Source organism: Erwinia sp. MYb416, assembly GCF_037479575.1.
In the GTDB taxonomy this organism is placed as follows: Bacteria; Pseudomonadota; Gammaproteobacteria; order Enterobacterales; family Enterobacteriaceae; genus Erwinia; species Erwinia rhapontici.
In genome coordinates this window covers 168,461-193,628 of sequence record NZ_JBBGYT010000442.1, presented here as the reverse complement: position 1 = coordinate 193,628, position 25,168 = coordinate 168,461, and the positions used below count along the sequence as shown (strand labels likewise).

At 53.4% G+C, this 25,168-nt stretch carries 26 protein-coding genes; 13 read left to right on the top strand and 13 right to left on the bottom strand.

Translation table 11 applies throughout. The annotated features are described in order from the left end of the window. Positions 1–93 precede the first annotated feature (93 nt). Positions 94–951: a 23S rRNA (guanine(745)-N(1))-methyltransferase gene (rlmA, locus tag WH277_RS27090; protein ID WP_159336536.1), complete on the top strand. Its 858-nt coding sequence runs from the start codon at positions 94–96 to the stop codon at positions 949–951. On the opposite strand, the gene WH277_RS27085 is transcribed toward rlmA, so the two are convergent. The 4 genes from WH277_RS27085 to manX form a co-directional block, all read right to left on the bottom strand. Then, positions 932–1,390 carry a DUF986 family protein gene (locus WH277_RS27085; RefSeq protein WP_133841825.1) on the bottom strand — a complete coding sequence of 153 codons (459 nt, stop codon included), beginning with the start codon at positions 1,388–1,390 and terminating at the stop codon, positions 932–934. The genes rlmA and WH277_RS27085 overlap by 20 nt on opposite strands. A 118-nt stretch (positions 1,391–1,508) precedes the next feature. Beyond that, positions 1,509–2,357 carry a PTS mannose transporter subunit IID gene (locus WH277_RS27080; protein WP_133841826.1) on the bottom strand — a complete coding sequence of 283 codons (849 nt, stop codon included), beginning with the start codon at positions 2,355–2,357 and terminating at the stop codon, positions 1,509–1,511. Positions 2,358–2,372: 15 nt separating this feature from the next. Then, a complete protein-coding gene (locus WH277_RS27075; protein WP_133841827.1) occupies positions 2,373–3,173 on the bottom strand; it encodes a PTS mannose/fructose/sorbose transporter subunit IIC in 801 nt (266 codons plus the stop codon). 57 nt (positions 3,174–3,230) lie between these two features. Beyond that, entirely contained in the window at positions 3,231–4,190 is a 960-nt protein-coding gene (gene manX / locus WH277_RS27070) for a PTS mannose transporter subunit IIAB (protein ID WP_133841828.1), read from the bottom strand. Positions 4,191–4,707: 517 nt separating this feature from the next. On the opposite strand from manX, the gene WH277_RS27065 reads away from it, so the two are divergent. Continuing rightward, positions 4,708–6,270: a TerC family protein gene (locus WH277_RS27065; RefSeq protein ID WP_339507396.1), complete on the top strand. Its 1,563-nt coding sequence runs from the start codon at positions 4,708–4,710 to the stop codon at positions 6,268–6,270. Positions 6,271–6,351: 81 nt separating this feature from the next. On the opposite strand, the gene WH277_RS27060 is transcribed toward WH277_RS27065, so the two are convergent. From WH277_RS27060 to pabB, 4 genes are all read right to left on the bottom strand, one after another. Then, positions 6,352–7,914 carry an EAL domain-containing protein gene (locus WH277_RS27060; protein ID WP_133841830.1) on the bottom strand — a complete coding sequence of 521 codons (1,563 nt, stop codon included), beginning with the start codon at positions 7,912–7,914 and terminating at the stop codon, positions 6,352–6,354. A 240-nt stretch (positions 7,915–8,154) separates the two neighbouring features. Beyond that, on the bottom strand, positions 8,155–9,519 hold the full coding sequence (locus WH277_RS27055) for an L-serine ammonia-lyase (RefSeq protein ID WP_133841831.1): 1,365 nt from the start codon (positions 9,517–9,519) through the stop codon (positions 8,155–8,157). 192 nt (positions 9,520–9,711) lie between these two features. Further along, on the bottom strand, positions 9,712–10,284 hold the full coding sequence (locus WH277_RS27050; RefSeq protein WP_339507395.1) for a CoA pyrophosphatase: 573 nt from the start codon (positions 10,282–10,284) through the stop codon (positions 9,712–9,714). Beyond that, positions 10,274–11,641: an aminodeoxychorismate synthase component 1 gene (gene pabB / locus WH277_RS27045; RefSeq protein ID WP_159336540.1), complete on the bottom strand. Its 1,368-nt coding sequence runs from the start codon at positions 11,639–11,641 to the stop codon at positions 10,274–10,276. The genes WH277_RS27050 and pabB overlap by 11 nt, the downstream gene beginning before the upstream one ends. 116 nt (positions 11,642–11,757) lie before the next feature. Here pabB and WH277_RS27040 point away from each other — a divergent pair, with 116 nt between their 5' ends. Then, positions 11,758–11,997, top strand: a complete 240-nt coding sequence (locus WH277_RS27040) for a YoaH family protein (RefSeq protein ID WP_339507394.1) — start codon at positions 11,758–11,760, stop codon at positions 11,995–11,997. 36 nt (positions 11,998–12,033) lie between these two features. Here the strand turns inward: WH277_RS27040 and WH277_RS27035 are convergent, their stop codons facing one another. After that, positions 12,034–12,378 carry a RidA family protein gene (locus tag WH277_RS27035; protein WP_133841835.1) on the bottom strand — a complete coding sequence of 115 codons (345 nt, stop codon included), beginning with the start codon at positions 12,376–12,378 and terminating at the stop codon, positions 12,034–12,036. Between the two features lie 132 nt (positions 12,379–12,510). Between WH277_RS27035 and WH277_RS27030 the strand changes: the two genes are divergently transcribed. The 5 genes from WH277_RS27030 (at position 12,511) to rnd (ending at position 18,968) form a co-directional block, all read left to right on the top strand. Further along, on the top strand, positions 12,511–14,430 hold the full coding sequence (locus WH277_RS27030; RefSeq protein WP_159336542.1) for an ATP-dependent DNA helicase: 1,920 nt from the start codon (positions 12,511–12,513) through the stop codon (positions 14,428–14,430). A gap of 49 nt (positions 14,431–14,479) precedes the next feature. Next, complete coding sequence (gene tsaB, locus WH277_RS27025) at positions 14,480–15,181, top strand: tRNA (adenosine(37)-N6)-threonylcarbamoyltransferase complex dimerization subunit type 1 TsaB (protein WP_133841837.1); 702 nt, start codon at positions 14,480–14,482, stop codon at positions 15,179–15,181. Between the two features lie 58 nt (positions 15,182–15,239). Further along, positions 15,240–15,836 carry a Slp family lipoprotein gene (locus tag WH277_RS27020; protein WP_133841838.1) on the top strand — a complete coding sequence of 199 codons (597 nt, stop codon included), beginning with the start codon at positions 15,240–15,242 and terminating at the stop codon, positions 15,834–15,836. 216 nt (positions 15,837–16,052) lie between these two features. Continuing rightward, positions 16,053–17,738 carry a long-chain-fatty-acid--CoA ligase FadD gene (gene fadD / locus WH277_RS27015; protein WP_339507393.1) on the top strand — a complete coding sequence of 562 codons (1,686 nt, stop codon included), beginning with the start codon at positions 16,053–16,055 and terminating at the stop codon, positions 17,736–17,738. 120 nt (positions 17,739–17,858) lie between these two features. Further along, entirely contained in the window at positions 17,859–18,968 is a 1,110-nt protein-coding gene (gene rnd, locus WH277_RS27010) for a ribonuclease D (protein WP_133842141.1), read from the top strand. 54 nt (positions 18,969–19,022) lie between these two features. Here the strand turns inward: rnd and minE are convergent, their stop codons facing one another. The 3 genes from minE to minC are packed head-to-tail and all read right to left on the bottom strand — an operon-like array spanning position 19,023 to position 20,852. After that, positions 19,023–19,298, bottom strand: coding sequence for a cell division topological specificity factor MinE (gene minE, locus WH277_RS27005; RefSeq protein WP_133841840.1), 276 nt, complete (start codon positions 19,296–19,298; stop codon positions 19,023–19,025). A gap of 3 nt (positions 19,299–19,301) precedes the next feature. Beyond that, positions 19,302–20,114: a septum site-determining protein MinD gene (minD, locus tag WH277_RS27000; protein WP_062746173.1), complete on the bottom strand. Its 813-nt coding sequence runs from the start codon at positions 20,112–20,114 to the stop codon at positions 19,302–19,304. Positions 20,115–20,156: 42 nt separating this feature from the next. Beyond that, positions 20,157–20,852 carry a septum site-determining protein MinC gene (gene minC / locus WH277_RS26995; RefSeq protein ID WP_133841841.1) on the bottom strand — a complete coding sequence of 232 codons (696 nt, stop codon included), beginning with the start codon at positions 20,850–20,852 and terminating at the stop codon, positions 20,157–20,159. Between the two features lie 156 nt (positions 20,853–21,008). Between minC and WH277_RS26990 the strand changes: the two genes are divergently transcribed. The 4 genes from WH277_RS26990 (at position 21,009) to WH277_RS26975 (ending at position 23,658) form a co-directional block, all read left to right on the top strand. Beyond that, positions 21,009–21,284 carry a YcgL domain-containing protein gene (locus tag WH277_RS26990; RefSeq protein ID WP_133841842.1) on the top strand — a complete coding sequence of 92 codons (276 nt, stop codon included), beginning with the start codon at positions 21,009–21,011 and terminating at the stop codon, positions 21,282–21,284. A 90-nt stretch (positions 21,285–21,374) separates the two neighbouring features. Then, a complete protein-coding gene (locus WH277_RS26985; RefSeq protein WP_339507392.1) occupies positions 21,375–22,415 on the top strand; it encodes a lytic murein transglycosylase in 1,041 nt (346 codons plus the stop codon). A gap of 69 nt (positions 22,416–22,484) precedes the next feature. Further along, entirely contained in the window at positions 22,485–23,144 is a 660-nt protein-coding gene (locus WH277_RS26980; protein ID WP_133841844.1) for a fumarylacetoacetate hydrolase family protein, read from the top strand. Positions 23,145–23,208: 64 nt separating this feature from the next. Further along, a complete protein-coding gene (locus tag WH277_RS26975) occupies positions 23,209–23,658 on the top strand; it encodes a YcgN family cysteine cluster protein (RefSeq protein WP_133841845.1) in 450 nt (149 codons plus the stop codon). A gap of 55 nt (positions 23,659–23,713) precedes the next feature. On the opposite strand, the gene dsbB is transcribed toward WH277_RS26975, so the two are convergent. After that, a complete protein-coding gene (dsbB, locus tag WH277_RS26970; protein WP_133841846.1) occupies positions 23,714–24,244 on the bottom strand; it encodes a disulfide bond formation protein DsbB in 531 nt (176 codons plus the stop codon). Positions 24,245–24,529: 285 nt separating this feature from the next. Here dsbB and fadR point away from each other — a divergent pair. After that, the coding region (gene fadR, locus WH277_RS26965; protein ID WP_339507391.1) for a fatty acid metabolism transcriptional regulator FadR at positions 24,530–25,168 on the top strand (639 nt) is incomplete at its 3' end.

Below are 25,168 nucleotides of genomic sequence, written 5' to 3'. Positions count from 1 at the left end.
CAGAAATGACGGGGCTTTTTTGCGTCATTGTATGCGGGATTTTCATCGGGGTTTGCAGTAAACTGCCGCGTCATGTGTTTATGGAGTGTTGTTATGTCGTACCAGTGTCCTCTCTGCCAGCAACCGCTGCTGTTTAATCAGCGTATTTACAGCTGCTCAAATCATCATCAGTTTGATCAGGCGAAAGAGGGCTACGTCAATTTGTTGCCGGTACAGCATAAACGCTCTAAACAGCCGGGTGACAGCGCTGACATGATGCAGGCAAGACGCAACTTCCTGGATGCCGGGCACTACCAGCCGCTGCAACAACAGGTCTGTGATTTACTGGTGCGTGTTTTGCCACAGCCGCCTGTCAGCGTGCTGGATATTGGCTGTGGGGAGGGGTATTACACCCATGAAGTGGCCAACCGCCTGGAAGCGCAGGGGGAGGCGAAAGTCTACGGTCTTGATGTGGCGAAGATTGCCGTTCGTGCCGGGGCAAAGCGTTATGGCAACGTTGAGTTCTGCGTGGCTTCCAGCCATCGTCTGCCGTTCAGTGATAATCAGTTTGATGCCGTGCTGCGCATCTACGCGCCCTGCAAGGCTGAGGAGTTGGCACGCGTAGTCAGACCTCAGGGCTACGTGTTGACAGTGACGCCCGGTCCACGCCATCTGATGCAGTTTAAAGCGCTGATTTACCAGGATGTGCAGTTGCACGATACCACGCCTGAAGAGATGCCTGGCTTTACGCTGGTCGAAGAGCAGCAGCTAAGCTATCCCATGACATTGAACAGCGAAGAGTCTGGCGCCTTGTTGCAGATGACGCCTTTCGCCTGGCGTGCGCGCCCTGAAGTGTGGGGAATTCTTGCCACCACCGAACAGTTCTCCTGCGAGACCGACTTCACCCTGCGTCTGTGGCAGCGCGACAGCGCTTCTGTCATCGCGATGGATGTTAGCGACTCTCCAGCATAACCTGATAAATCTTCTCCAGATCGTCGAGCTGACGCACATGGATCAGTAAACGACGGTTTTCCAGTGCAATCACCAGCACGCCATCTTCAGACAGGTTGATGGCGCTGATACGCCCCCAGGGGATAAAAACGTTAGCGTAGAAAAAACCATGCTGCTTTAGCAGCAGCTTCGGTGCGCGTATCCAGAATAACCACGCCGTCAACGCACCCAGCGCCATGAGCAACAGAGTGGTGATCTGCGGACCCTGGTCACTCACATTCTTGTATAAGAGAATACCCAGCAGGACGATGAAAATCAGGCTGTCGAGCTTATTACGCCGTTGCAACAGGACTTTCAGCCGCGTTGGACCCTGCAAACGGTCCATGATCAGTTCGTCGTAAAGCCCATAAAGAAAAATCAAAACAATAAACAGAATAATCAGGTAATCAGTCAAAAACATATCAGCGTCCAAAAAAAGGGCCAGACTGTGCTGGCCCCTGAGAGAATATGTGATGAACTCGTCATACTTCAGGTCCCCAGGAGGGGACTCGAATGATGTAGAGTTGAGTGATACGTTGTTATACGCCCAGCAGGCCGACCCAGTAACCGAAAATACCAATCACGAAGAAGCCCATGATAATCCACAATGCGTTGACTTTGCGACGCAGCAGCCACATACACCCGAAGGTCAACAGCAGCGGAATTAAGCCCGGCATCAACTGATCAAGAATGGATTGCACAGTGGTGACCGTAGTTTTTCCGGTCTGGTCAGTGATCCTCGATACCACCAGCGGCACGTTAACGTGGGTCCATTTGTTGACCAGCGCCCCCATCACAAAGAGGCCGAGAATGGACGCCCCCTCAGTCAGTTTTTGCAGGAAGCCGCCGCCCATATCACTGACGATATCCACCCCTTTGCGGTAGCCATAAGCCACGCCGTAATAACGTACCAGTAAACGCACCAGGTTAAACAGTACGAAGAACAGCAGTGGGCCCAGCAGGCTGCCACTCATGGCGATACCCGCACCCAGTGCCGCAAATACCGGGCGCACGGTTCCCCAGAAGATCGGGTCACCCACGCCGGCCAGCGGCCCCATCAGGCCCACCTTGATACCGTTAATCGCGGCATCATCGATGGCGGCACCGTTCGCACGCTGCTCTTCCATCGCCATCGTTACGCCGAGCACGGGTGCGGCAACGTAGGGATGGGTATTAAAGAATTCCAGATGGCGTTTGATCGCCTGTTTACGGTCGTCGTTGTTCTCCGGATACAGACGGCGGATCACCGGCACCATGGAATAACAGAATCCCAGCGCCTGCATACGTTCGAAGTTCCACGAACCCTGGAACAGGTTTGAGCGTAAGAACACACCGCGGATGTCGCCTGGTGTTAATTTCTTCTGCGTAGTGGTAGTTGTATCAACCATTTCTCTCACCTTTCCTTAATCGAGTTCGTTATCAAGGTCATTATTCGCCGGGCCTGAGGCCTGCGCACCAGCAACACGGTTATATTTCGGTGCCAGCTGGATGTACAGGATGGCCATCACCACACCAATCACGCCCAGCGCAACCAGGTTGAAGCTGGTGAATGCCGCGGTCACGAAACCGAGGTAGAAGAACGGCATCAGATAACCGGCACGCATCATGTTAATCACCATCGCATAACCCACCACCACGATCATGCCACCGGCAATATTCAGGCCGTTAGTGACCACGTCTGGGATCGAGTTCAGCAGTTCCTGCACGATGTGGGTGCCAACAGAGACGCCAACAATCAGTGCCGGGATGGCGATACGCATCGCCTGCAATACCAGCGCAGAGACGTGGATCCATGAGATAGCGGTTAAATTACCTTTTTCGGCTGCCTTATCGGCCGCATGCTGGAAGGCAACGGTGATGGTACGCACGATGATGGTCAGCACCTGACCAGCTGCTGCCAGCGGGATAGCAAGGGCAATACCAGCACCCACGCTCTGCCCACCCGCAATAACCAGAATGGTCGAGATGATAGACGCCAGTGCGGCATCCGGGGCCACGGCGGCACCGATATTCATCCAGCCCAGCGCGATCATCTCCAGCGTACCACCGATGATAATGCCTGTTTTCATATCGCCGAGAACGGCGCCAATTAACGTACAGGCCACTAATGGCCGGTGGAACTGAAATTCATCGAGGATTGATCCCATACCTGCAATACAGGCGACGATAAAAATCAGAACAATTTGCAGCGTGGTAATCTCCATTACACTTTTCCTCTTTAATGCCAGAACGGAGTTCAACCTGAAACATCAGGCCACGGGCTACTGAGCTATTTTGCCGATCAGGTCCATCATTTTCAGTTTCTGATCGCTGGACACTTTGCGCACTTCCAGTTCGATACCGCGATCGTTCAGCTTTTTAAACGCCTCAATATCTTTCGCATCAACCGAAACGGCATTGTTCACCTGGGTTTTACCCTGACGGAATGCCATACCTCCGATGTTCACTGAGGGGATGGTGACACCTTCTTCGACCAGGCGGACAACGTCGGTGGGATTGGTGAATAACAGCATGACTTTGTCTTTGCCGTATTTCGGGTTATTCCACACACGGATCATCTTAGCGACATCAACCACATGCGCGGTGACACCGGGTGGGGCAACCTGGGTGAGGAGCGTTTTACGGACGTTGTCAGCGGCCACTTCATCACTGACGACAATAATACGTGTGACGTTGGTTTCTTTGGTCCAGCGTGTAGCAACTTGCCCGTGGATCAGGCGGTCATCGATGCGCGCCAGCCCGATTTTCATATGCTCACCGGGCTGAAGAGGAGCCTGCGGAGCGGCAGGGGCTTTCGTTATAGCGGCAGGTGTCGCTTCAGGAATTTTGGCTTTCAGTGCTTTGACGCCCTCGCGCCCGGTTTCAACGGCCAGTGCGACCAGTTCATCGAACGTGGGGTTATCGTCACGTGCCATCAGCACTTCGACCAGCATCGGAATATTGACCCCGGCGACAACGTCATAACCTGGTTTATCGACAACAAGGCGGCTGGCGGCGTTAAACGGGCTGCCTCCCCATGTATCAACCAGAAACAGCACACCCTGCGTACTGTCCATCTCAGCCAGCCGCGCCTGGTATTTCTCCATCAGCGTTTCGGCATTTTCCCCGGGGACAAAGTCGATCCAGCCGACATTTTCCTGTTCCCCTAACAGCATTTCGGCGGTTTTCAGCAGTTGCTCTGCTGCCCAGCCGTGCGTGCCAATCATAATAGCAATAGTCACTTGCTACCTCCTGTATCAGTTGGCAACGGCTTTGTCTGCAAGCCGCGCGAGGTTCACCTGAATCCTGTTGCATCCAGTATGATTGAGGTCCAACTTTTAGTGCAGCGCGGTGAGAATGTATCAGCGCCTTTAAACACACAGCGTAGTAACGGGAATTATTTTAGTACGCGAAAAAATAAATTATGTGACGGTGCTCAGCTATTTAGACGTTAATCGCGATTTCTGGAACGTTGATGAAACATTATCCAGAAATGCGCAGCATGCCGCGGTAGTGTAAGAAATTATTTTGACGCGCATGTTTCACCTGATAGAGTAGGGATCCTTTTTCAATACAGGAGTAACGGGCCTCAGCCCTCCCTATGGACTGTCACCGAAGTCGCTCAATGATGCCGCCGGGCTTTCCGGTACCGCTTTTAACGTCTCCTGACGTAACCGTACATTCCTCTTGTTGTCATCCCTGCTGCACGCTCATTCGAACGTCTGCTGCGTATTGCCGTTCCTTTTTCCGGAGTCTGTCATGGAATTTCTCTTAGACCCCTCAATCTGGGCAGGTCTCTTCACGCTCATCGTTCTTGAGATCGTACTGGGTATTGATAACCTGGTCTTTATTGCCATCCTTGCCGACAAACTGCCACCGAAGCAGCGCGATAAAGCGCGTCTTATTGGCCTGTCGCTGGCGCTGATTATGCGTCTGGGACTGCTGTCGCTGATTTCATGGATTGTGACGTTAACCACCCCGCTGTTTAGCATTGGCGAGTTCAGCTTCTCCGGACGCGACCTTATTCTGCTGCTCGGGGGACTTTTCCTGTTGTTCAAAGCCACGATGGAACTCCATGAACGGCTGGAAAACCGCGACATGAACGCCGGCGGGAATAAAGGTTATGCCAGTTTCTGGGCGGTGGTAGTGCAGATCGTTATTCTTGATGCCGTGTTCTCGCTTGATGCCGTGATCACAGCGGTCGGGATGGTAAACAATCTGGCGATTATGATGACGGCCGTGGTGATCGCGATGGGGGTGATGTTGCTGGCCTCTAAGCCGCTGACAAACTTCGTCAACGCGCACCCGACGGTAGTGGTGCTGTGTCTGAGCTTCCTGCTGATGATTGGTCTCAGCCTGGTGGCAGAAGGCTTTGGTTTCCATATACCGAAAGGTTACCTGTATGCTGCGATCGGCTTCTCAATCCTGATCGAGTTGTTCAACCAGATTGCGCGCCATAACTTTATGCGCCATCAGGAAAGACGACCAATGCGTGAGCGTACCGCTGAGGCGATTCAGCGCCTGATGGGTGGCCGCCGCCAGAGCGAAAATCACAGCAGTGAGAGCAGCGAAGTTGCCGCCATCATGCCGCAGGAAGCGTTTAAAGACGAAGAGCGTTACATGATCAATGGCGTACTGACGCTGGCTTCACGCTCTGTACGCAGCATTATGACGCCACGCGGTGAGATTTCCTGGGTGGATGCAACGCGCCCGATGGACGAAATTCGCCTCCAGCTTCTGGACACGCCGCACAGCTTATTCCCGGTCTGTCGTGGAGAGCTGGATGAAATCATCGGCGTGGTGCGTGCCAAAGAGCTGCTGGTTGCCCTCGATCATGGTATTGATGTTGCCAGCTTTGCCTCGGGCACACCGCCGATTATCGTGCCGGAGACGCTTGACCCGCTGAATCTGCTGGGCGTGCTGCGCCGCGCCAAAGGCAGCTTTGTGGTCGTGACCAATGAGTTCGGTGTGGTGCAGGGGCTGATTACGCCGCTGGATGTGCTGGAAGCGATTGCGGGTGAATTCCCGGACGAAGATGAAACCCCGGATATTATCGCAGATGGTGATGGATGGCTGGTGAAAGGCGGTACGGATCTGCACTCGCTGCAGCAGTTGCTGGATACGCAGGAACTGGTAAGGCCGGAAGACGATCATGCATCGCTGGCGGGTCTGTTGATTGAGCAGAAAGGGCAGTTACCTAAGCCTGGTGAAGTCATTGAGCTACTGCCACTGCGCTTTCAGATTATCGAAGCCACTGATTATCGCATTGACCTGGTTCGTGTGACGAAACAGCGCTATGAGCACGACGAAGACGAACAATAAAAAAAGGGCGCCAGGTCTTCACCGGGCGCCCCTTAACAATATTGTTACGGGCAGAACCTGCAAAGGTCTGCCCGTTTTCGATCAGGCATCCAGTGTTTCTTCATGATTCACCAACCAGTCAGGGAAATCCCCTAATGGCATCGGGCGGGCATAGAAGTAACCCTGCAACACATCCACGCCTTTCTCACGCAGATAAGCCGCCTGCTCTGCGGTTTCCACCCCTTCGGCTACCAGGCTGATATTCAGCCGTTGCGCCAGCGAGATCACCATGTCGGTCACCGTCGCATTAATCGCATCTGTTCCAATCGCCGCTGTGAACACCTTATCGATTTTGAGCACGTCCGGGCTGAGTGTCTTCAGGTAGGAGAGCGAACTGTGCCCCGTACCAAAGTCATCAATAGCCAGTTTGACCCCAATCTTATGCAGATGGGAGACGACGCGCTGATCGACAACCGGCAGTGAATCACGCTCTGTCAGCTCAACAATAAGCTGAGGTTTCGGGTTTGCCGGCCACCACAGACGCTGTAAATCATCAATAATCGCCCGATCGTGGAAGTGACTAGCTGCAACGTTGATAGCAATATGGAACGACTTACAGCCAGGCAAATCGGGCAGATGGCGAACCACCTCGCTGATAACAAAACGTGTCAGCGGAGCAATCAGATTCTGCCGTTCAGCCAGCGGGATAAACACATCCGGCGGTATCCATCCCTGACGGGGATTATGCCAGCGTAACAGCAGTTCAATACCGTCGCAGGCGCCGCTGCGAGCGTTGATCAGCGGCTGACAGTAAACCATAAACTCACGTGCGGTAATGCCATAGCTGATTTGCCAGGACAAACTCATGCGGTTGGCGGTTGCCAGCCAGACAATGTATCCCATCAGTAAACTTAACAGCAGCGCCAGTGGCAGTTGCGAAGGTACCGTCATCAATGCCAGACGGGAAGGGGATGGCCCAAAAAGTGTAATAGAGAACGGGTAACGTAACGACGATTCTTCGTAGCTGACTTCATCTTCCGATGGCACCGCCGTTTCGATCATTGGGTTGCCGTATTCGAGACTCTTCCCTCCGACATTGAAAATGGCGCGTTCTACCCAGGGGAGCGTTGGCTCCAACAGATAGTTGGTCATCAGCTCAATGTTGATGATCTGAATAATACCTGAACGGTTATCCAGCGAACGCGGTGTCCAGAACAATAATACCGGAGACCCCTTAATCAGATGCTCATCCACCGCCAGCAGCATTCGCTGGTTATTCACCGCCAGTTCAGGGTAGTTATCAGTAAATGGAATATCCGAACTGCCATAAATGCTCGAACAATAAATCCGGTCTTCATCGACCAGTAAAATGGATCTGACCGTCTGTAATGACGCCAGTTTCTCAATCAGTGGGAAACGGATTTCACCACAGGTGAGCCCTACCAGACCAATGGTGTTATTCGCCGCCACATCCAGTGGCGAAAACATGCGATCAAAACGCTGGATGGCATTATCGGCAAATGTGCGCGACTGCTGCTCTATTCGGCCTTTCTCTTCCATAAAACGGAAGGTTAATGTGAGAATGAGCACCAACGCGGCAACAACCGCAGCGATGAGTAACCGCTTACGGCGAAACTGTCCGAATACTTCCTGGGACATTTGCATCAGTAACCACCCTTAGATCAAGACGCGTATATAGAGACCGAATACCAATTATCGGCAACTGAGGCATTAAGTTTAGTAGTGTTGAAGAGAAAAGCTGAATGGCTCAAAAACAGGAACTTACTCTCACAAGACACGCCAAAACACTTTAGCTATTTCCTACTGTTGGCGATAGCCGGGAGCTAAACTATTTTTGCTGAATGGCGCAAAAAGAAACGCCACCGGGGAGGTGGCGTTGATGAATCAATCACACTGGACTTTTATCGCCAGTCCACCGCGCGATGTCTCGCGGTATTTAGCATTCATATCCTTGCCCGTCTCGTACATGGTCTCGATCACTTTATCGAGTGAGACGCGCGCTTCGCTGGTACGGCGCATCGCCATACGGGCGGAGTTAATCGCTTTTACCGAGGCAATCGCATTACGTTCAATGCACGGCACCTGCACCTGTCCGGCAACCGGGTCACAGGTCAGCCCCAGATTGTGCTCCATGCCGATTTCCGCCGCCACACAGACCTGCTCCGGGCTAGCCCCCAGCAGTTCTGCCAGACCCGCCGCCGCCATGGAGCAGGCAACGCCCACTTCACCCTGGCAACCGACTTCCGCGCCGGAGATAGAGGCGTTCATTTTATACAGAATGCCAATGGCGCCAGAGGCCATAAAGTAACGGGTAAAGATTTCAGGGGTGACAGGCTCAATAAAGTGGTCATAGTAAGCCAGTACCGCAGGGACGATGCCGCATGCGCCGTTAGTCGGTGCCGTCACAACACGGCCACCGGCCGCATTCTCTTCATTCACGGCGAGAGCAAACATATTGACCCAGTCGATGACAATCATCGGGTCGCTGGACATTTTATCAGAGGACACCAGCAGGCGGCGCAGCGCCGAAGCACGGCGCGGTACACGCAGTGGGCCTGGCAGCACGCCTTCAGTGTTCAACCCGCGATCGATACATTCACGCATCGTCTGCCAGATATCGGTGAAATAGCGCTCGATATCGGCACGGCTGTGCACGGCCTGTTCGTTCTTCATGATCATGCCGGAGAGCGACAGTCCGGTCATCTGGCAGTGGGCCAGCATCTCTTTTGCCGAGTTGAACGGATATGGAACGGCGACTTCATTCACCACCGATTTACCGAAGTTCTCTTCGTCAACAATAAAGCCGCCGCCAACAGAATAGTAGGTTTTGCTGTAGATACGCAGGTCGCCAGCAAAAGCGTGAATGGTCATGCCATTCTCATGCAGCGACAGGTTATCGCTGCGGAACACCATGCCGCCTTCACGTGGGAAATCAACTTCGTGGGCACCGCTGGCCAGCAGCAGGCGCTGGCGCTCTTCGACATCACGGATAAAGGCAGGGATAGCATCGATATCAACGCTTTCCGGCGAGGCGCCAGACAGCCCCATAATAATGGCGATATCTGTATGGTGGCCTTTGCCCGTCAGGGACAGAGAACCATAGACATCGACAGCAATACGCGTCACCGAAGAGAGCTGGCGATTGTTCACCAGATCGTCGACGAACTGTTTGCCGGCTTTCATTGGGCCAACCGTATGAGAACTTGACGGGCCAATGCCGATCTTAAACATGTCGAAAACGCTAATCACGTTGTACGCTCCTTGGAGGATTTTTAATCACGCAGTGGGAGAAGATTTCGGGTACCCACAATTTGCGTGAAATATAAATGAAAAAACGCCGTATTGCAGTGATTTGGATCGCCATGTGGCAATAATCTGGTGAAAAATAATGTAAAGGCGCTTTTTGAAGCAACTAATGGCTGTATTTTAGCCTGTTTATCGTTATTTAGCCACTTGCAGGCTTAACTGGCGAATAATTCCGGCGGTCATACCCCAGATAAAGTAGTCATCGAACCATGAAAGCCAGACGCGGTGCATCTGTCCTGAGCGTTGGATATCCAACGGCGCATAACGCCCGAGACGCAGCGCTTCACGCAACGGCATCTCAAATACCGATTCCACTTCATCTTCATTTGCATGCCAGTTAAGACCCGGCGGCAGCACGCCAACCACTGGCGTGACCTGAAAACCGGTGCTGCTGGTCACCGGGGGCAGCACGCCAATAACCCGCACAGCATCGGGCGGTATGGCGACTTCTTCCTGCGCTTCACGCAGGGCGGTAGCCACCAGAGAAGCATCGCTGCTGTCCATCATGCCTCCGGGGAAAGCCACCTGGCCCGCATGCTTGCGCAGTGACGCGGCGCGACGTGTCAGCAGTAACGTCGGTTCAGGATGCGCAATAATCGGCACCAGGACTGCAGCCTGTCGACGAGGCAAATTTTGCTGGCCTGCCTCTGGCGGTTGCAGCATGAAACGCGTCAGAAAGCGCGTGAGTGATGGATGCTCAGCGTTCATCAGGCGGTGACTCCAGGCAGGGCAAAATGCGATTCACTTTATCAAACGTCTCCTGATACTCAGAGGCTTCATCGCTGTCGGCGACAATACCGCCGCCGGCAGCACAATATAGCGTACTGTCTTCAGCAATCAGGGTGCGAATGGTGATGCTGGTATCCATCCGCCCGCAGACGCTGATATAGCCGATACTGCCACACCAGGCATTACGCCGTTGAGGTTCCAGTGTTTCAATAATTTCCATCGCCCGTACTTTTGGTGCGCCGGTAATCGACCCACCGGGGAAACAGGCGCGCAGCAAATCACAGGCGGTCAGTTCAGGCTTCAGCACGGCGGTAATGGTGCTGACAAGATGATGGACTGCCGGGAAAGGCTCGACGACAAATAACTCAGGGACGTTGACACTGCCCGGCGTTGCTACCCGACCGATATCATTGCGCAGCAGATCCACAATCATCAGATTCTCGCTGCGATCCTTCGGAGACTGCGCCAGCTTCTCGCCTTGCAGGCGATCTGCCACCGGGTCCGCGAGGCGGGGCAGCGTGCCTTTAATCGGGCGGGTTTCAATCTGCCGGTGGCGCAGTTTAATAAACCGTTCCGGAGAAAGGCTGAGGAGCACGCTGCCTGGCAGACGGATAAAGGCGCTAAACGGCGCGCGGTTAGCACGGCACAGCAGTAAAAAGGCCTGCCATTCATCACCGCAATAACGGGCGGCGAAGCGCTGCGCCAGATTGACCTGATAGCAGTCACCGGACAGTAACCACTGTTGCACCTGACGAAATTTTTCGCCGTATTGCTCACGCGTCATATTCGCCTGCCACGCGCTGGTGAGCTGGAAGGGGACGGCGGGTGTTGCCTGCTGAGCATCCAGCCACGCCAGACGCGCTGCGAGGTCGCCCTGAACCACCAGCGTTAGCGTCTTCTTGTGATGATCGGCGATTAACGCCCAGTCATAGATGCCCACCGCCATATCCGGTGTGGTCAGCTGTTGATCGGCCGTCGTGGGTATTCGCTCAAAACGGCGGCCCAGATCATAACCAAACAGGCCAAGTGCGCCACCCTGAAAAGGCAGGTCATCCTGCTGCTGCGCCTGTAATCCGCAGGCTGTTAACTGCTGCTGGAGCAGCGCCAGCGGATCGTCTTCGCTGACGCAGCAGGTGCTATCCTGTTCAATCACGGTCTGGATACCGCGCGTGGTCAGCGTCACCCGGGGGTCAGCGACCATAATATCGAATCGGTTATCACTGTGATCGGCGAAACCGGAATGCAGCAGCATCGCCCAGGGCCGATGGGACAGGCGGGCAAAATGATGCTCAACGGCATCTGGCGTATACTTGAGAAGATGATAAACAGGCGACATGGTTTTTCAGCAGAGAAAATTTCAATGAGACGCCAAGCGTGACATATTTTTATGCTGCTGGCATCTCTTTGTCGCCCGTGGAATAATCCGCACCGCAAATCACCCCAGGAGTCACTATGTCTACAGGATTACCCGCGTTATCACACGAACAGCAGCAGGACGCGGTTGAACGCATTCATAAGCTGATGTCAGAGGGAATGAGCAGCGGCGAGGCGATTGGCCTGGTGGCAGCTGAAATCCGTGAGAACCACACTGGCGGCAATGTTCCGGTGATGTTCGATGAAGATGAAGAAGATTACATGGGTGACAACAACCACGACGACGAAGAAGAAGAGTACGACGAATACGACGAATAAGTGGTTAACCCCTGCCAGCCCGGCAGGGGGAAAGCATTACCTGGCAGCAATCACTTTAATTTCGACCAGATATTTCGGGTTCATCAGGTTGGCCTGCACGGTGCAGCGCACCGGTGCGTTACCTGGAGACACCCACGCATCCCACGCGCGATTCATCGCCGCAAAATCCGATTTATTCACCAGAAAAATGGTGGCATCCAGAATCTTACTTTTGTCTGAACCGACGCGGGTCAGTAGCTTATCGATCACCGCCAGAGCATTCGCCGTCTGCGCTTCAGCATCGTCATCCAGATTTTCCGGCACGCTGGTGTAATACACCGTATCGTTATGTATAACGGCTTCGGACATACGATGTTCAGGATCAATACGTTCAATGGTCATGCTGGCTCCTTTTAAATGCACTCAAAACCGCGACAGACTGGCACAGATTAGCGGTGCCTGTCATCTAAAGGGTGGAGTGCGCTGGCGGATACTGCCATAATCACTGTCGTTTTAACCAGGTGGTGAGGGTATGTGGTAGACGATTTTGCAGCAGATGGCGCTCTGGCGCAGGCGATTCCCGGCTTCAGGCCACGTGAACCTCAGCGTGAGATGGCGGCTGCGGTAGCGCGTGCCATTGACAGCAAAAGTGAGCTGGTCGTGGAAGCCGGAACCGGTACGGGGAAAACCTATGCCTATCTGGCCCCGGCGCTGCGTTCGGGAAAAAAAGTGATCGTCTCGACCGGATCAAAAGCGTTGCAGGATCAGCTCTACAGCCGCGATCTGCCAACGGTGGCGAAGGCGCTCAAATTCAAAGGCATCATGGCGCTGCTGAAAGGGCGGTCCAACTATCTCTGCCTGGAGCGACTGGAGCAGCAGTCGATGGCCGGGGGCGAGCTGGCGGTGCAGGCAATGAGCGATCTCGTTCATCTCCGCGGCTGGTCAAACGAAACGGTGGATGGTGATATCAGCACCTGCGGTGGCGTAGCGGAAGACAGCACCATCTGGCCGCTGGTCACCAGCACCAACGATAACTGTCTGGGCAGTGACTGCCCGCAGTATAAAGACTGTTTTGTGGTGAAAGCGCGACGTAAAGCGATGGATGCTGATGTGGTGGTGGTCAATCATCATCTGTTCCTGGCCGATATGGTGGTGAAGGAGAGTGGCTTTGCCGAGCTGATCCCCGATGCCGACGTGATGATTTTCGATGAAGCACATCAGGTTCCGGATATCGCCAGCCAGTATTTCGGGCAACAACTTTCCAGCCGCCAGCTGCTCGATCTGGCGAAAGACATCACCATTGCCTACCGCACCGAAGTCCGTGATATGCAGCAGCTCCAGAAGTCGGCCGATCGCCTGGCGCAAAGCACTCAGGATTTTCGTCTGTCATTAGGCGATCCCGGTTTTCGCGGTAACCTGCGAGAGCTGCTGAGCAACCCGCAGATCCAGCGTGCCCTGCTGCTGTTGGATGATGCACTTGAACTTTGTTACGACGTGGCGAAACTCTCACTGGGGCGCTCTGCGCTATTGGATGCGGCATTCGAACGTGCGTCACTCTATCGCGGGCGCCTGAAGCGCCTGAAAGACACCACACAGCCAGGTTTCAGCTACTGGTATGAATGTAACGCGCGTAATTTTGTGCTGGCGCTGACGCCGCTCTCCGTTTCTGACCGTTTTCGTGAAGTGATGGATGAGCGCCCGGCGAGCTGGATATTTACCTCAGCGACGCTGGCGGTGAATGAACAGATGACACACTTTGTTGAGCGGCTTGGCGTGGGGAAGGCGGAGACGTTGATCCTCAACAGCCCGTTTGATTTCGCCCGCCAGGCGCTCCTCTGTGTGCCGCGTAACCTGCCTTCACCCAATCAGCCTGGCGGTGCCCGCCAGTTGGCCAGAATGATGAAACCGCTGATTGAAGCCAATAATGGCCGTTGCTTCTTCCTCTGTACGTCACACCAGGTGATGCGTGAGCTGGCTGCCGAGTTCCGCGCCTCCATGACGCTTCCTGTTTTGCTCCAGGGGGAAACCAGCAAAGGACAGATCCTCAAGCAGTTTGTTGCGGCAGGCAATGCACTGCTGGTGGCGACGAACAGTTTCTGGGAAGGGGTGGACGTGCGTGGCGATGCATTATCACTGGTGATTATCGATAAGCTGCCGTTTACCTCGCCAGAGGATCCGCTACTGAAAGCCCGCATGGAAGACTGCAAAGTGCGTGGCGGTGAGCCATTCGACGATGTGCAACTGCCCGATGCGGTGATCGCGCTTAAACAGGGTGTTGGACGTTTGATTCGTGACGTTGACGACCGTGGCGTGCTGGTGATCTGTGATAATCGTCTGGTGATGCGTCCTTACGGGGCGGTATTTCTTAACAGCCTGCCGCCAACGCCGCGCACGCGCGATCTGCAAAAAGCCGTGGACTTTCTCCAGTCAACGACGCAGCAGTCATTAATCTAACGGCGATGTGCTATGATGCGCGCCGAAAATTTTCTCCCCTGAGGTTAGTATGTCCACGCGAATTTTAGCCATTGATACGGCAACGGAAGCCTGTTCGGTCGCACTACTGAATGAAGATCGGTTGCTGGCACATTTTGAACTTTGTGCCCGGGAACATACGCAACGCATCCTGCCGCTGGTGCAGCAAATTTTGCAGGAAGGCGGCGTTGCGCTGAAGGACCTGGATGCGCTGGCCTTTGGCCGCGGGCCCGGCAGTTTTACCGGTGTGCGTATTGGCATCGGCATTGCTCAGGGGTTATCGCTGGGGGCAAACTTGCCGTTAATCGGCGTGTCGACACTGAAAACCATGGCGCAGAGCGCCTGGCGTCTGCACGGTGCCAGCCGTGTTCTGGCGGCGATTGATGCGCGGATGGGCGAAGTGTATTGGGCCGAATATCAGCGTGATGAGCAGGGCAACTGGCAGGGTGAAGAAACAGAAGCCGTGCTGAAACCCGATGCCGCAGCGGCGCGGATGGCAGCGCTGAGCGGGCAGTGGGCCTGTGTGGGCACCGGCTGGCAAGCCTGGCCGCAGCTGGCAGAAAACAGCGCGCTGGCATTGACGTTATCAGACGTGACGCTGCCCTGCGCCGAAGATATGCTGCCGCTGGCACAACAGGCGCTGGCAGCCGGTATGACCGTCGCCCCCGAACATGCTGAACCGACCTATCTGCGTAATGAAGTGACATGGAAAAAATTACCGGGCCGCGAGTAGTGGCAGCAACTATTTGAATCGGTAGCAGTCGAAGTAGCATAACAATGGGGGAGTTTCTATGCGTAAATCCAGTGTCTGGCAGTGCAGTGTTCTGTTCTTAGCGTCGCTGGTATTAAGCGGCTGTGTTACCGTGCCTGATTCGATAAAAGGGCATTCAGAGACCCCGCAACAGGATCTGGCGCGAGTGCTGAATGCTCCTGAGCTGTTTATTGGCCAGGAGTCACGTTTTGGCGGTAAGGTCCTCAAGGTGGACAATCGTAACGGGATGACACGCCTGGAGATTGCCGCAATGCCCCTCGATGAAGGCGCCAGGCCGACGCTGGGTTCACCGTCTATTGGCCGCATTTTTGCCGATGTGAACGGCTTTGTCGATCCGGTCGATTTTAATCAGCAGATGGTCACCGTTGTCGGCACTATTAGCGGGACTGAGAAAGGCAAAATTGGTGATGCGCAGTATAACTTTGTGGTCATCAAGGTCACAGGCTATCAGCGCTGGCATATGTCCCAGCAGATCGTTACCCCGCCGCAGCCAATTGATCCGTGGATCTGGTACGGTCCAGGCTATGGCCGCCATCGCGGAGGCTACTGGGGCCCCGCTCCCTGGGGTTACTACAATCCCGGTCCCGCTCAGGTGCAGACCATTCTTACCCCATAATTCGTATCGTATAAAAGAGACACGGCAGATCCGCTGAATATCAGCGGATAGGCCTTTTTTAATTGATTCTCTCAGGATGAGAGAAATTTAGTGATGGGCTTCGCAACCTCTCAATAGAGACCTGAGCAAACTGGTACGCTGAGTTAAAATAATGTTAACAGGCGCTGAAAGGTTGAGGCTGCGATGACGACAAATTATCATTTTCGAGGTGATTCCTTGCATAAGGTTTGGTTAAACCGTTATCCGGCGGATGTTCCGGCGGAGATTAATCCTGATCGTTATGGCTCTTTAATCGATCTGTTTGAACACGCGGTATTGCGTTACGCTACGCAAACGGCGTTTATCAATATGGGGAAGAGTCTTACTTTCCAGCAGCTCGATGACCGCAGTCGGGCCTTTGCGGCCTATTTACAACAGGGATTAGGGCTAAAGAAACGCGACCGTATCGCACTGATGATGCCCAATCTGCTGCAATATCCGATCGCGCTGTTTGGCATTCTTCGTGCCGGAATGATCGTTGTTAACGTCAATCCGCTTTATACCCCGCGAGAACTGGAACATCAGCTCAATGACAGCGGTGCCAGCGCTATTGTGATTGTCTCTAACTTCGCCCATACGCTGGAAAAAGTGGTGGCGAAGACAACAGTGAAGCATGTGATCCTCACCCGCCTGGGTGACCAGCTTTCCCCTGCGAAGGGGACATTGGTTAACTTCGTGGTGAAGTACATTAAAAAGATGGTGCCGAAATACTATCTTCCCGGTGCGATATCTTTCCGTCAGGCGCTGCAAAACGGTGCGCAGATGGAGTATGTCAAACCGACGATCATTAATGACGATCTCGCTTTCCTGCAATATACCGGTGGGACCACCGGGGTGGCGAAAGGGGCAATGCTGACCCACCGGAATATGCAGGCAAACCTCGAACAAACAAAAGCCACCTACGGCTCGCTGTTGAAAGCGGGTGAAGAAACCGTGGTAACGGCATTGCCGCTGTATCATATCTTCGCCCTCACAGTGAACTGCCTGCTGTTTATCGAACTGGGGGGGGCTAACCTGCTTATTACCAATCCGCGTGATATTCCGGGGCTGGTCAAAGAACTGAGTAAACATCCTTTCACCGCTATTACGGGGGTGAATACTTTGTTTAATGCGCTGCTCAATGATGATGCCTTTAATAAGCTGGATTTCTCCACGCTGACGTTATCCGCAGGCGGCGGGATGGCGGTACAAAAAGCGGTTGCCGAACGCTGGGAAAAGCTGACAGGTCACTATCTGCTGGAAGGATACGGTCTGACCGAATGTTCCCCGCTGGTTTCAGTGAACCCGTATGATATTCAGTGCCACAACGGCAGCATTGGCCTGCCGGTTCCCTCTACTGATATTATGCTGGTGGATGATAACGGTAATGAAGTGCCAGAAGGGGAGCCGGGTGAGTTGTGCATAAAAGGGCCGCAGGTCATGCTGGGCTACTGGCAGCACCCGGATGCGACCGATGAAGTTTTAAAAAATGGATGGCTTCGCAGCGGTGATATTGTTACCGTTGATCACGAAGGTTTCCTGCGTATTATCGATCGTAAAAAGGATATGATTCTGGTTTCCGGTTTCAATGTTTATCCTAATGAGATTGAAGATGTCCTGATGCTGCACCCGAAAGTACGTGAAGCCGCCGCCATCGGTGTTCCAAATGATGTGGCGGGCGAAACGGTGAAAGTTTGTGTGGTGAAAAAAGATGATTCACTGACCAAAGAAGAGCTTATCACCCACTGCAAGCGGCATCTGACAGGCTATAAAATACCCAGAATTGTTGAGTTTCGGGATGAGCTTCCGAAAACCAACGTCGGCAAAATCCTGCGCCGTGAACTGCGCGAGGAAGCGATAAAAGCCCAACCCCCCTTAGACTGAGGGGCGTTGCTTTTTGCCGATATCTATCATGCCGGGTTACCCGGCATTTTTATTGCGCCATTACAGTTGACCACCGGCATCATCCGCCAGTGGCGAGAGAACGCTATTTTGAATTACATCATGATCACCACTAATGACGCGCTGGCTGAGGTTTGTCTGCGTGCCCGCCAGGTTCCTGCTCTGGCGCTGGATACTGAATTTGTTCGCACCCGCACCTATTACCCGCGACTGGGTCTGATACAACTGTTTGACGGTGAAACCATCTCGCTGATTGACCCTTTGCCGATTACCGACTGGACGCCGTTCCGTGACCTCCTGATGGACCAGCAGGTCGTCAAATATCTGCATGCCGGCAGTGAAGACCTTGAAGTCTTCCAGCATGAGTTTGGGGTGTTGCCGCAGCCGATGATTGATACACAGATCCTCGCCGCGTTCAGCGGCCGCCCGCTCTCCTGCGGTTTTGCAACCATCGTAGAGTCCTTCACCGGGATCGCGCTGGATAAAAGCGAATCACGCACTGACTGGCTCGCGCGTCCATTGACGGAAAAGCAGTGCGTTTATGCTGCAGCCGATGTTTTCTATCTGCTACCGATTGCCGTCAAGCTGGTGGCAGAAACGGAAGACGCCGGGCAAATGGCCGCTGCACTGGATGAGTGTCGTCTGCTGTGCCAGCGCCGGACCACCGTGGTTGACCCGCAGGAAGCGTATCGCGAGATCGCCAATGCGTGGCAACTGCGTCCGCGTCAGCTTGCTGCATTACGCCTGCTGGCGGCGTGGCGTCTGACGCTGGCCCGCGAAAAAGATATGGCAGTGAATTTTGTGGTGCGTGAAGAGAACCTGTGGAAGGTCGCACGCTATATGCCGGGTTCCCTTGGCGAGCTTGATCATCTGGGGTTGCCGGGGCAGGAGATCCGTTTCCACGGTAAGGCGCTGGTGGCGATGGTCGCTGAAGCGAATGCGCTCGGGGAAGATGAGCTGCCGGAAGCGGTGCCGAATCTCATCGATTACCCGAACTACAAGCAGGTGTTCAAAAGTCTGAAAGCCCTGGTGGCAGAAACGGCGGAGCAGCATGGCGTCAGCCAGGAGTTGCTGGCATCGCGTCGTCAGATTAATCAGTTGCTGAACTGGCACTGGAAATTGAAGCCACAGGCCGGTAAACCGGAGTTGGTAGATGGCTGGCGGGGGACATTACTTGAAGACGGGATTGCTGACATTTTAGCGGCACACTAAATCCTGCAATTTTCCCCTGCACCATAGCAGGGGAAAATCATGAGCAGGAGAAGATCATTTCGGTGCTTCTTCCGTTTCCGTTTCCGGTAACGTTACGTTCAGTTCGAGAATAGAAATATCATCATCTTTTTGATCCAGCTTCACAGTCAGCATCTCCGGATCAATTTTCACGTATTTACAGATCACTTCCAGAATATCCCTTTTCAACTGTGGCAGATAGTGGGGCTCGCTATCGCCCCTTCTGCGCTCCGCCACAATAATCTGTAGCCGTTCCTTGGCAATATTGGCTGTGCTCTTTTTACGGGATAAAAAGAAATCGAGTAAGGCCATGGTTTATCCCCCAAACAGGCGTTTCAGGAAACCCTTCTTCTCTTCTTCAATGAAGCGGAAGGGGCGTTCTTCTCCGAGCAGGCGGTCAACAGTATCAGCATAGGCTTTACCTGCGTCGGATTCGGCATCCAGGATCACGGGCTCACCCTGGTTCGAGGCACGCAGTACTGACTGATCTTCCGGGATAACGCCGGCCAGAGGAATACGCAGAATCTCAAGCACGTCTTCCATGCTCAGCATATCACCACGATTCACGCGTCCCGGATTGTAGCGGGTCAGCAGCAGGTGTTCTTTAATTGCATCCTGGCCTCTTTCAGCGCGGCGTGATTTAGAGGACAGAATGCCGAGAATACGGTCGGAGTCACGTACAGAAGAGACTTCCGGGTTGGTGGTAATAATCGCTTCATCGGCGAAATAGAGCGCCATCAGCGCACCGGTTTCGATGCCCGCCGGTGAATCACAGACAATGAACTCAAAATCCATGGTCGCCAGGTCATCCAGCACTTTTTCCACGCCTTCGCGGGTCAGCGCATCTTTATCACGCGTCTGAGAGGCTGGCAGGATAAACAGATTTTCAGTGCGTTTGTCTTTGATTAACGCCTGGTTCAGCGTGGCATCACCCTGGATGACGTTAACGAAGTCATACACCACGCGGCGCTCACAGCCCATGATTAAATCCAGATTACGCAGGCCGATATCAAAGTCGATAACGACAGTTTTTTTCCCTTTCTGCGCCAAACCGGTAGCGATGGCCGCGCTGGACGTGGTTTTACCCACGCCTCCCTTACCCGATGTAACAACAATAATGCGTGCCATAAAATAATTTCCTTAAGAAAAGAAAGGGCTCGAGAGCCTGGCTCAGTTCAGTGTCTGTATAGTCAATGCGCCGTCCTTGAGACAAAGACGAGACGCTTTTCCGAAAAATTCAGCAGGGATTTGATCCATAAGCCAGTAATTTCCAGCAATGGATACCAACTCTGCAGATAAACTGGTGCAAAAAATCTGAGACTGCTTGTCGCCAGACGCGCCAGCCAGCGCGCGGCCGCGCATCATGCCATAAATGTGGATATTGCCATCGGCAATCAGCTCGGCACCCGCGCTGACGCTGCTGGTGACGATCAGGTCGCAGTTTTTGGCATAAATCTGCTGACCGGAACGCACCGGGGTACTGATAAGCCGGGTTTTTATGGCGGGTTGTTCGACAGGAATGGCCACAGGCGGTGCACTCTCAGCGCTGAACTTCTGTTCTTTGCCTTCGCTCAACACCGGCAGGCCGGACCGGGCAATCATGCGTTTCAACTGCTCATCTTTGCAGCCGCTGATACCCACAATGTGCAGACCCGTTTCGGCGATTGCCTGCTGCATTTGTCGCCAGTTCACCTCTCGGGTTAACGAGGATACGTTGATCACCACCGGGGCATTTTTCAGAAAAGCTGGAGCCTGACTGACTTTTTCCTGAATGGCTTTACGCACCGTTTCAGGGTCGGTGTGATGCAAATGAACGACTGACAGCGTAAAACTGCTGCCCTTTAACTCGATTGGCGATTGTGACATCTGTCCCGCTCAGTCCTGTTATTTCCTATCCTGGCTAAATCAACGCCACTTTCAGGCGTTAAATCAAGACAGGCAATATTCCGAAGTTCTGCAAGCATGTTATAGTTACTGTAATATTCAGGCAAGTCACCATCCAGGTTAATTCGAGTAAAAAATATGTTTTGTGTGATCTACAGAAGTCCCCAGCGTGACCAGACTTATCTTTATGTTGAAAAAAAAGACGATTTCTCACGCGTCCCTGAAGCGTTGCTGAAGGGCTTTGGCAAGCCGAAACTGGCGATGTTGCTTCCGTTGGACGGCAGCAAGAAGTTGGTGGGGGCGGATATTGAAAAAGTGAAAACCGCGTTGCGCGATGAGGGGTTTTATTTACAATTGCCGCCGCCGCTGGAAAGTCTGCTTAAGATGCATCTTAACGATGTTAAAAAAGATTAATTCGGAATCATCTGCAAATATATCTTCGCCGGTCAGGGATCGCTTTTTATTTTAAATTACCGGTGTAGATAGCGATAAAAGGATGCCCGCATGAAGCTCTCAGCCCGAAATTTCTTCGTATTTTCTCTCTTTCTGGTGGGGAGCTCTGCCAGCCACGCCGCCTTCCTAAACTCCGGTAACAGCACAAACACGTCAGACACCACGCTGGCACAGCAGGGCCGCGACCCGGCACAATTTCCTGCTTTCGTTGAGCAGCTCAAAGCACAGGCCCTTCAGCAGGGTTATGATGATGCGACTATCGAGACGGCGTTTACCGGCGTGCATTTTGTTGACCGGGTCATTAAATACGATCGCGGACAGCTGGAAAACAAAGTCACCCTCAACGATTATCTGACCCGCGTGATCACGCCAGAAAAGATCGCTCAGGCCCGGGAATATTGGCAGCAATACCACAACCAGCTGCAACCGATAGCCGATGCCTCCGGCGTTCAGACACAATATATTGTCGCGCTGTGGGCGCTTGAGAGTCACTTCGGCAGGATTCAGGGCAAGGAGGAGGTGGTCTCTGCTCTGGCCACGCTGGCCTTTGAAGGCCGGAGAGAAGCCTTCTTCACGAAAGAACTGATGGCAGCGCTACGAATCATCCAACGCCAACAGATGACAGCCGCTGAGCTGAAAGGATCGTGGGCAGGGGCGATGGGTCAGAGCCAGTTTATGCCCAGCTCCTTCCTGAATTACGGAAAGGATGGTGATGGTGACGGCAAAATTGATATCTGGAACAATCTGGATGATGTCTTTGCCTCCACAGCGAACTATTTACAACGTGAAGGCTGGCGAGCCGGGCAGGGGTGGGGCGTGGAAGTGACGTTGCCGGCTGATTTTAATGCGCAACTGGCGGGATTAAAAACGGCACAGGCCAAAACCTCGTCGCAGTGGCAGCAGTCAGGCGTACAGGTACTGCATCCCGAACAGAACAGCAGCAGCCAGCGCGCCTGGATCATCACGCCACAGGACGGTGACGGTCGTTCATTCATGGTTTATGACAATTTCCGAACGTTGATGCACTGGAATCGGTCTTATTATTTCGCTATCAGTATTGGCATGATGGCCGATGCCATCGCAGCGCAGTAAAAAGAACAGTCAGCAGATATGCGGCGGCATGATGTCGGCGCAGCCACTCTAACGAAGCAGGGGAAAAGCATGTATCAGCACCATAACTGGCAGGGCGCATTGTTAGATTTTCCGGTCAGCAAAGTGGTTTGCGTCGGGAGTAACTACGCAAATCACATCAAAGAGATGGGCAGCGCGACACCAACGGAACCCGTACTGTTTATTAAACCGGAAACTGCGCTGTGTGATATCCGCCAGCCGCTCTCTATTCCCAAAAACCTCGGTGCCGTGCATCACGAGGTCGAGCTGGCGATACTGATTGGCGCGACACTCAAGCATGCGACCGAAGAACACGTCGCGCAGGCGATTGCCGGGTATGGTGTTGCGTTGGATTTAACCTTACGCGATGTTCAGGCAGGCTGTAAGAAAGCCGGACAGCCTTGGGAAAAAGCCAAGGGATTCGATAATTCCTGCCCGCTGTCCGGTTTTATTCCGGTGAGTGAATTCAAACACGACCCTCAGGATGTCGAGCTAAAATTGATCGTCAACGGAGAGGTCCGCCAGCAGGGAACGACTGCTGACATGATCCATAAAATCTTGCCGTTGATTGCGTATATGAGCCAGTTCTTTACCCTGCGCGCGGGCGATGTGATCCTGACCGGGACACCGGAAGGTGTGGGGCCGATGGTCTCAGGCGATCGTCTTGAAGTGTCGCTCGGCGGCCACGGTGTTGCCACGCGCGTGCTGTAAAACTTGCAACTGAAGCCTAAACCCTCTATAAGGTGCGGGCTTTTACTTTTACCGGACACCCAACATGACTGATACCCCTTTCTGGCAGCGTAAAACGCTGGAACAAATGAGCGACGAGGAATGGGAGTCCTTATGTGATGGCTGTGGCCAGTGTTGCCTGAATAAGTTACAGGACGCCGACACCGATGAAATCTATTTCACCAACGTTGCCTGTAATCAGCTGAATATCAAAAGCTGCCAATGCCGTAACTATGAGCGCCGCTTCGAACTGGAAGAGGACTGTATTAAGCTGACGCGCGAAAATCTGCCCACCTTTCAATGGTTACCGCCAAGTTGCGCGTACCGTGTGCTGGCCGAAGGGAAGACCCTGCCACCCTGGCATCCGCTGCGAAGTGGTTCACGTGCAGCTATGCATGCTGCGCGTATTTCGGTACGGCATATTGCCGTGCATGAAAGTGAAGTGGTTGACTGGGAAGAGCATATTATCAACCGCCCGCACTGGTACGGTAAATAGACGTTCAGAGTGGGTATGATAAGCAGAAAAGCTCCGCGAAGGCGGAGCTTTTTTTTTAACGTGAGAACAGGTCGCGTCTTTTAGGTTTGCAGGGCTGACCTATCAGTACCAGCACACCAACGACCAGGTATGCGGCAAAGATGCCGACCAGCCACTGCGGCATACCCAGGGTCAGAAATGACCAGGACTTCTCTGCACAGTCGCCGCTGGCGACAAACACGGAAGGTAACCATTTATCCAGCGGCAGCCAGGACGGAAAGCGGGCGGCAAAATCACAGGTCGCAAACGGAGAGGGATGCAACTGAATCATAGTATGTTCCCACGCCAGTCGCAGGCCTTCCCATGCGCTGTATAACCAGATCAGAATAGCGGCCCAGCGCAAAGGTGATTTCGGTGCGATAGCGCCGACGATACCCGCCCCCATAATGCCGAACAGGGCACAGCGTTCATAAATACACATCACACACGGCTTCAGCAGCATCACATGCTGAAAATAGAGCGCGGTCATCTCAAGAGCGAAAGCGGTCAGTGCCATCAGTAACCAGGCGCCCCGGCCACGGGAGCAGCTATTCAGGTATCTCAACATTAGTTTATCCGTCTGGAATACATTTAGACGGCAGTGTAAACGAAAAGCGTCTGCAATCCAGCCAGGAGGGAAAAATTTAAGCAGGAAAGTGACTTAAAATAATGTTTCCGATGATAAACGAAGGTCTGTGGACAGGCTGTATTGTGGTTTCGCTGCCAGGACGGCAATGTCATATTTTTTGCAGACGATCGTCTTTTCCCTGGCAGCCAGGCTAGGTGATGCCTGGTGCCTCTGGTATGATGAGCCGAATTTTTGACGTAATGAACGCAACGGAAGAAGAACGCTATGGTTATTAAGGCGCAGAGCCCTGCGGGTTTCGCGGAAGAGTACATCATTGAAAGTATCTGGAATAACCGTTTCCCACCAGGTTCAATTCTGCCCGCTGAACGCGAACTCTCCGAACTGATAGGTGTCACCCGAACCACATTACGAGAAGTATTACAGCGCCTGGCGCGCGATGGCTGGCTGACCATTCAGCACGGCAAACCGACCAAAGTGAATAATTTCTGGGAAACCTCCGGGTTGAGTATTCTGGAAACACTGGCCCGTCTCGATCATGACAGCGTACCGCAGTTAGTGGATAACCTGCTGTCAGTTCGCACCAATATTTCGTCTATCTTTATTCGTCGTGCTATCCGTACTTACCCGGATAAAGCGCGTGAAGTGCTGGAAACCGCAAGCCACGTGGACGACCAGGCAGAAGCCTATACCAATCTCGATTACAGCATCTTCCGTGGGCTGGCGTTCGCCTCGGGTAACCCTATTTACGGTTTGATCATCAATGGATTGAAAGGGCTGTATACGCGCGTTGGGCGTCACTATTTCTCCAACCCGGAAGCGCGACGTCTGGCACAGGCTTTCTATCAGCAACTGCTGAATATCCTTCATACCCAGCAATATGACCTGATTGTAGACAGCGTGCGC

Coding starts and splice junctions, on each gene's coding strand:
- rlmA (WP_159336536.1), top strand. CDS start 94: ATGTCGTACCAGTGTCCTCTCTGCCAGCAACCGCTGCTGTTTAATCAG.
- WH277_RS27085 (WP_133841825.1), bottom strand. CDS start 1,390: ATGTTTTTGACTGATTACCTGATTATTCTGTTTATTGTTTTGATTTTT.
- WH277_RS27080 (WP_133841826.1), bottom strand. CDS start 2,357: ATGGTTGATACAACTACCACTACGCAGAAGAAATTAACACCAGGCGAC.
- WH277_RS27075 (WP_133841827.1), bottom strand. CDS start 3,173: ATGGAGATTACCACGCTGCAAATTGTTCTGATTTTTATCGTCGCCTGT.
- WH277_RS27065 (WP_339507396.1), top strand. CDS start 4,708: ATGGAATTTCTCTTAGACCCCTCAATCTGGGCAGGTCTCTTCACGCTC.
- WH277_RS27060 (WP_133841830.1), bottom strand. CDS start 7,914: ATGCAAATGTCCCAGGAAGTATTCGGACAGTTTCGCCGTAAGCGGTTA.
- WH277_RS27050 (WP_339507395.1), bottom strand. CDS start 10,284: ATGAACGCTGAGCATCCATCACTCACGCGCTTTCTGACGCGTTTCATG.
- pabB (WP_159336540.1), bottom strand. CDS start 11,641: ATGTCGCCTGTTTATCATCTTCTCAAGTATACGCCAGATGCCGTTGAG.
- WH277_RS27040 (WP_339507394.1), top strand. CDS start 11,758: ATGTCTACAGGATTACCCGCGTTATCACACGAACAGCAGCAGGACGCG.
- WH277_RS27035 (WP_133841835.1), bottom strand. CDS start 12,378: ATGACCATTGAACGTATTGATCCTGAACATCGTATGTCCGAAGCCGTT.
- tsaB (WP_133841837.1), top strand. CDS start 14,480: ATGTCCACGCGAATTTTAGCCATTGATACGGCAACGGAAGCCTGTTCG.
- WH277_RS27020 (WP_133841838.1), top strand. CDS start 15,240: ATGCGTAAATCCAGTGTCTGGCAGTGCAGTGTTCTGTTCTTAGCGTCG.
- rnd (WP_133842141.1), top strand. CDS start 17,859: ATGATCACCACTAATGACGCGCTGGCTGAGGTTTGTCTGCGTGCCCGC.
- minE (WP_133841840.1), bottom strand. CDS start 19,298: ATGGCCTTACTCGATTTCTTTTTATCCCGTAAAAAGAGCACAGCCAAT.
- minD (WP_062746173.1), bottom strand. CDS start 20,114: ATGGCACGCATTATTGTTGTTACATCGGGTAAGGGAGGCGTGGGTAAA.
- minC (WP_133841841.1), bottom strand. CDS start 20,852: ATGTCACAATCGCCAATCGAGTTAAAGGGCAGCAGTTTTACGCTGTCA.
- WH277_RS26990 (WP_133841842.1), top strand. CDS start 21,009: ATGTTTTGTGTGATCTACAGAAGTCCCCAGCGTGACCAGACTTATCTT.
- WH277_RS26985 (WP_339507392.1), top strand. CDS start 21,375: ATGAAGCTCTCAGCCCGAAATTTCTTCGTATTTTCTCTCTTTCTGGTG.
- WH277_RS26980 (WP_133841844.1), top strand. CDS start 22,485: ATGTATCAGCACCATAACTGGCAGGGCGCATTGTTAGATTTTCCGGTC.
- WH277_RS26975 (WP_133841845.1), top strand. CDS start 23,209: ATGACTGATACCCCTTTCTGGCAGCGTAAAACGCTGGAACAAATGAGC.
- dsbB (WP_133841846.1), bottom strand. CDS start 24,244: ATGTTGAGATACCTGAATAGCTGCTCCCGTGGCCGGGGCGCCTGGTTA.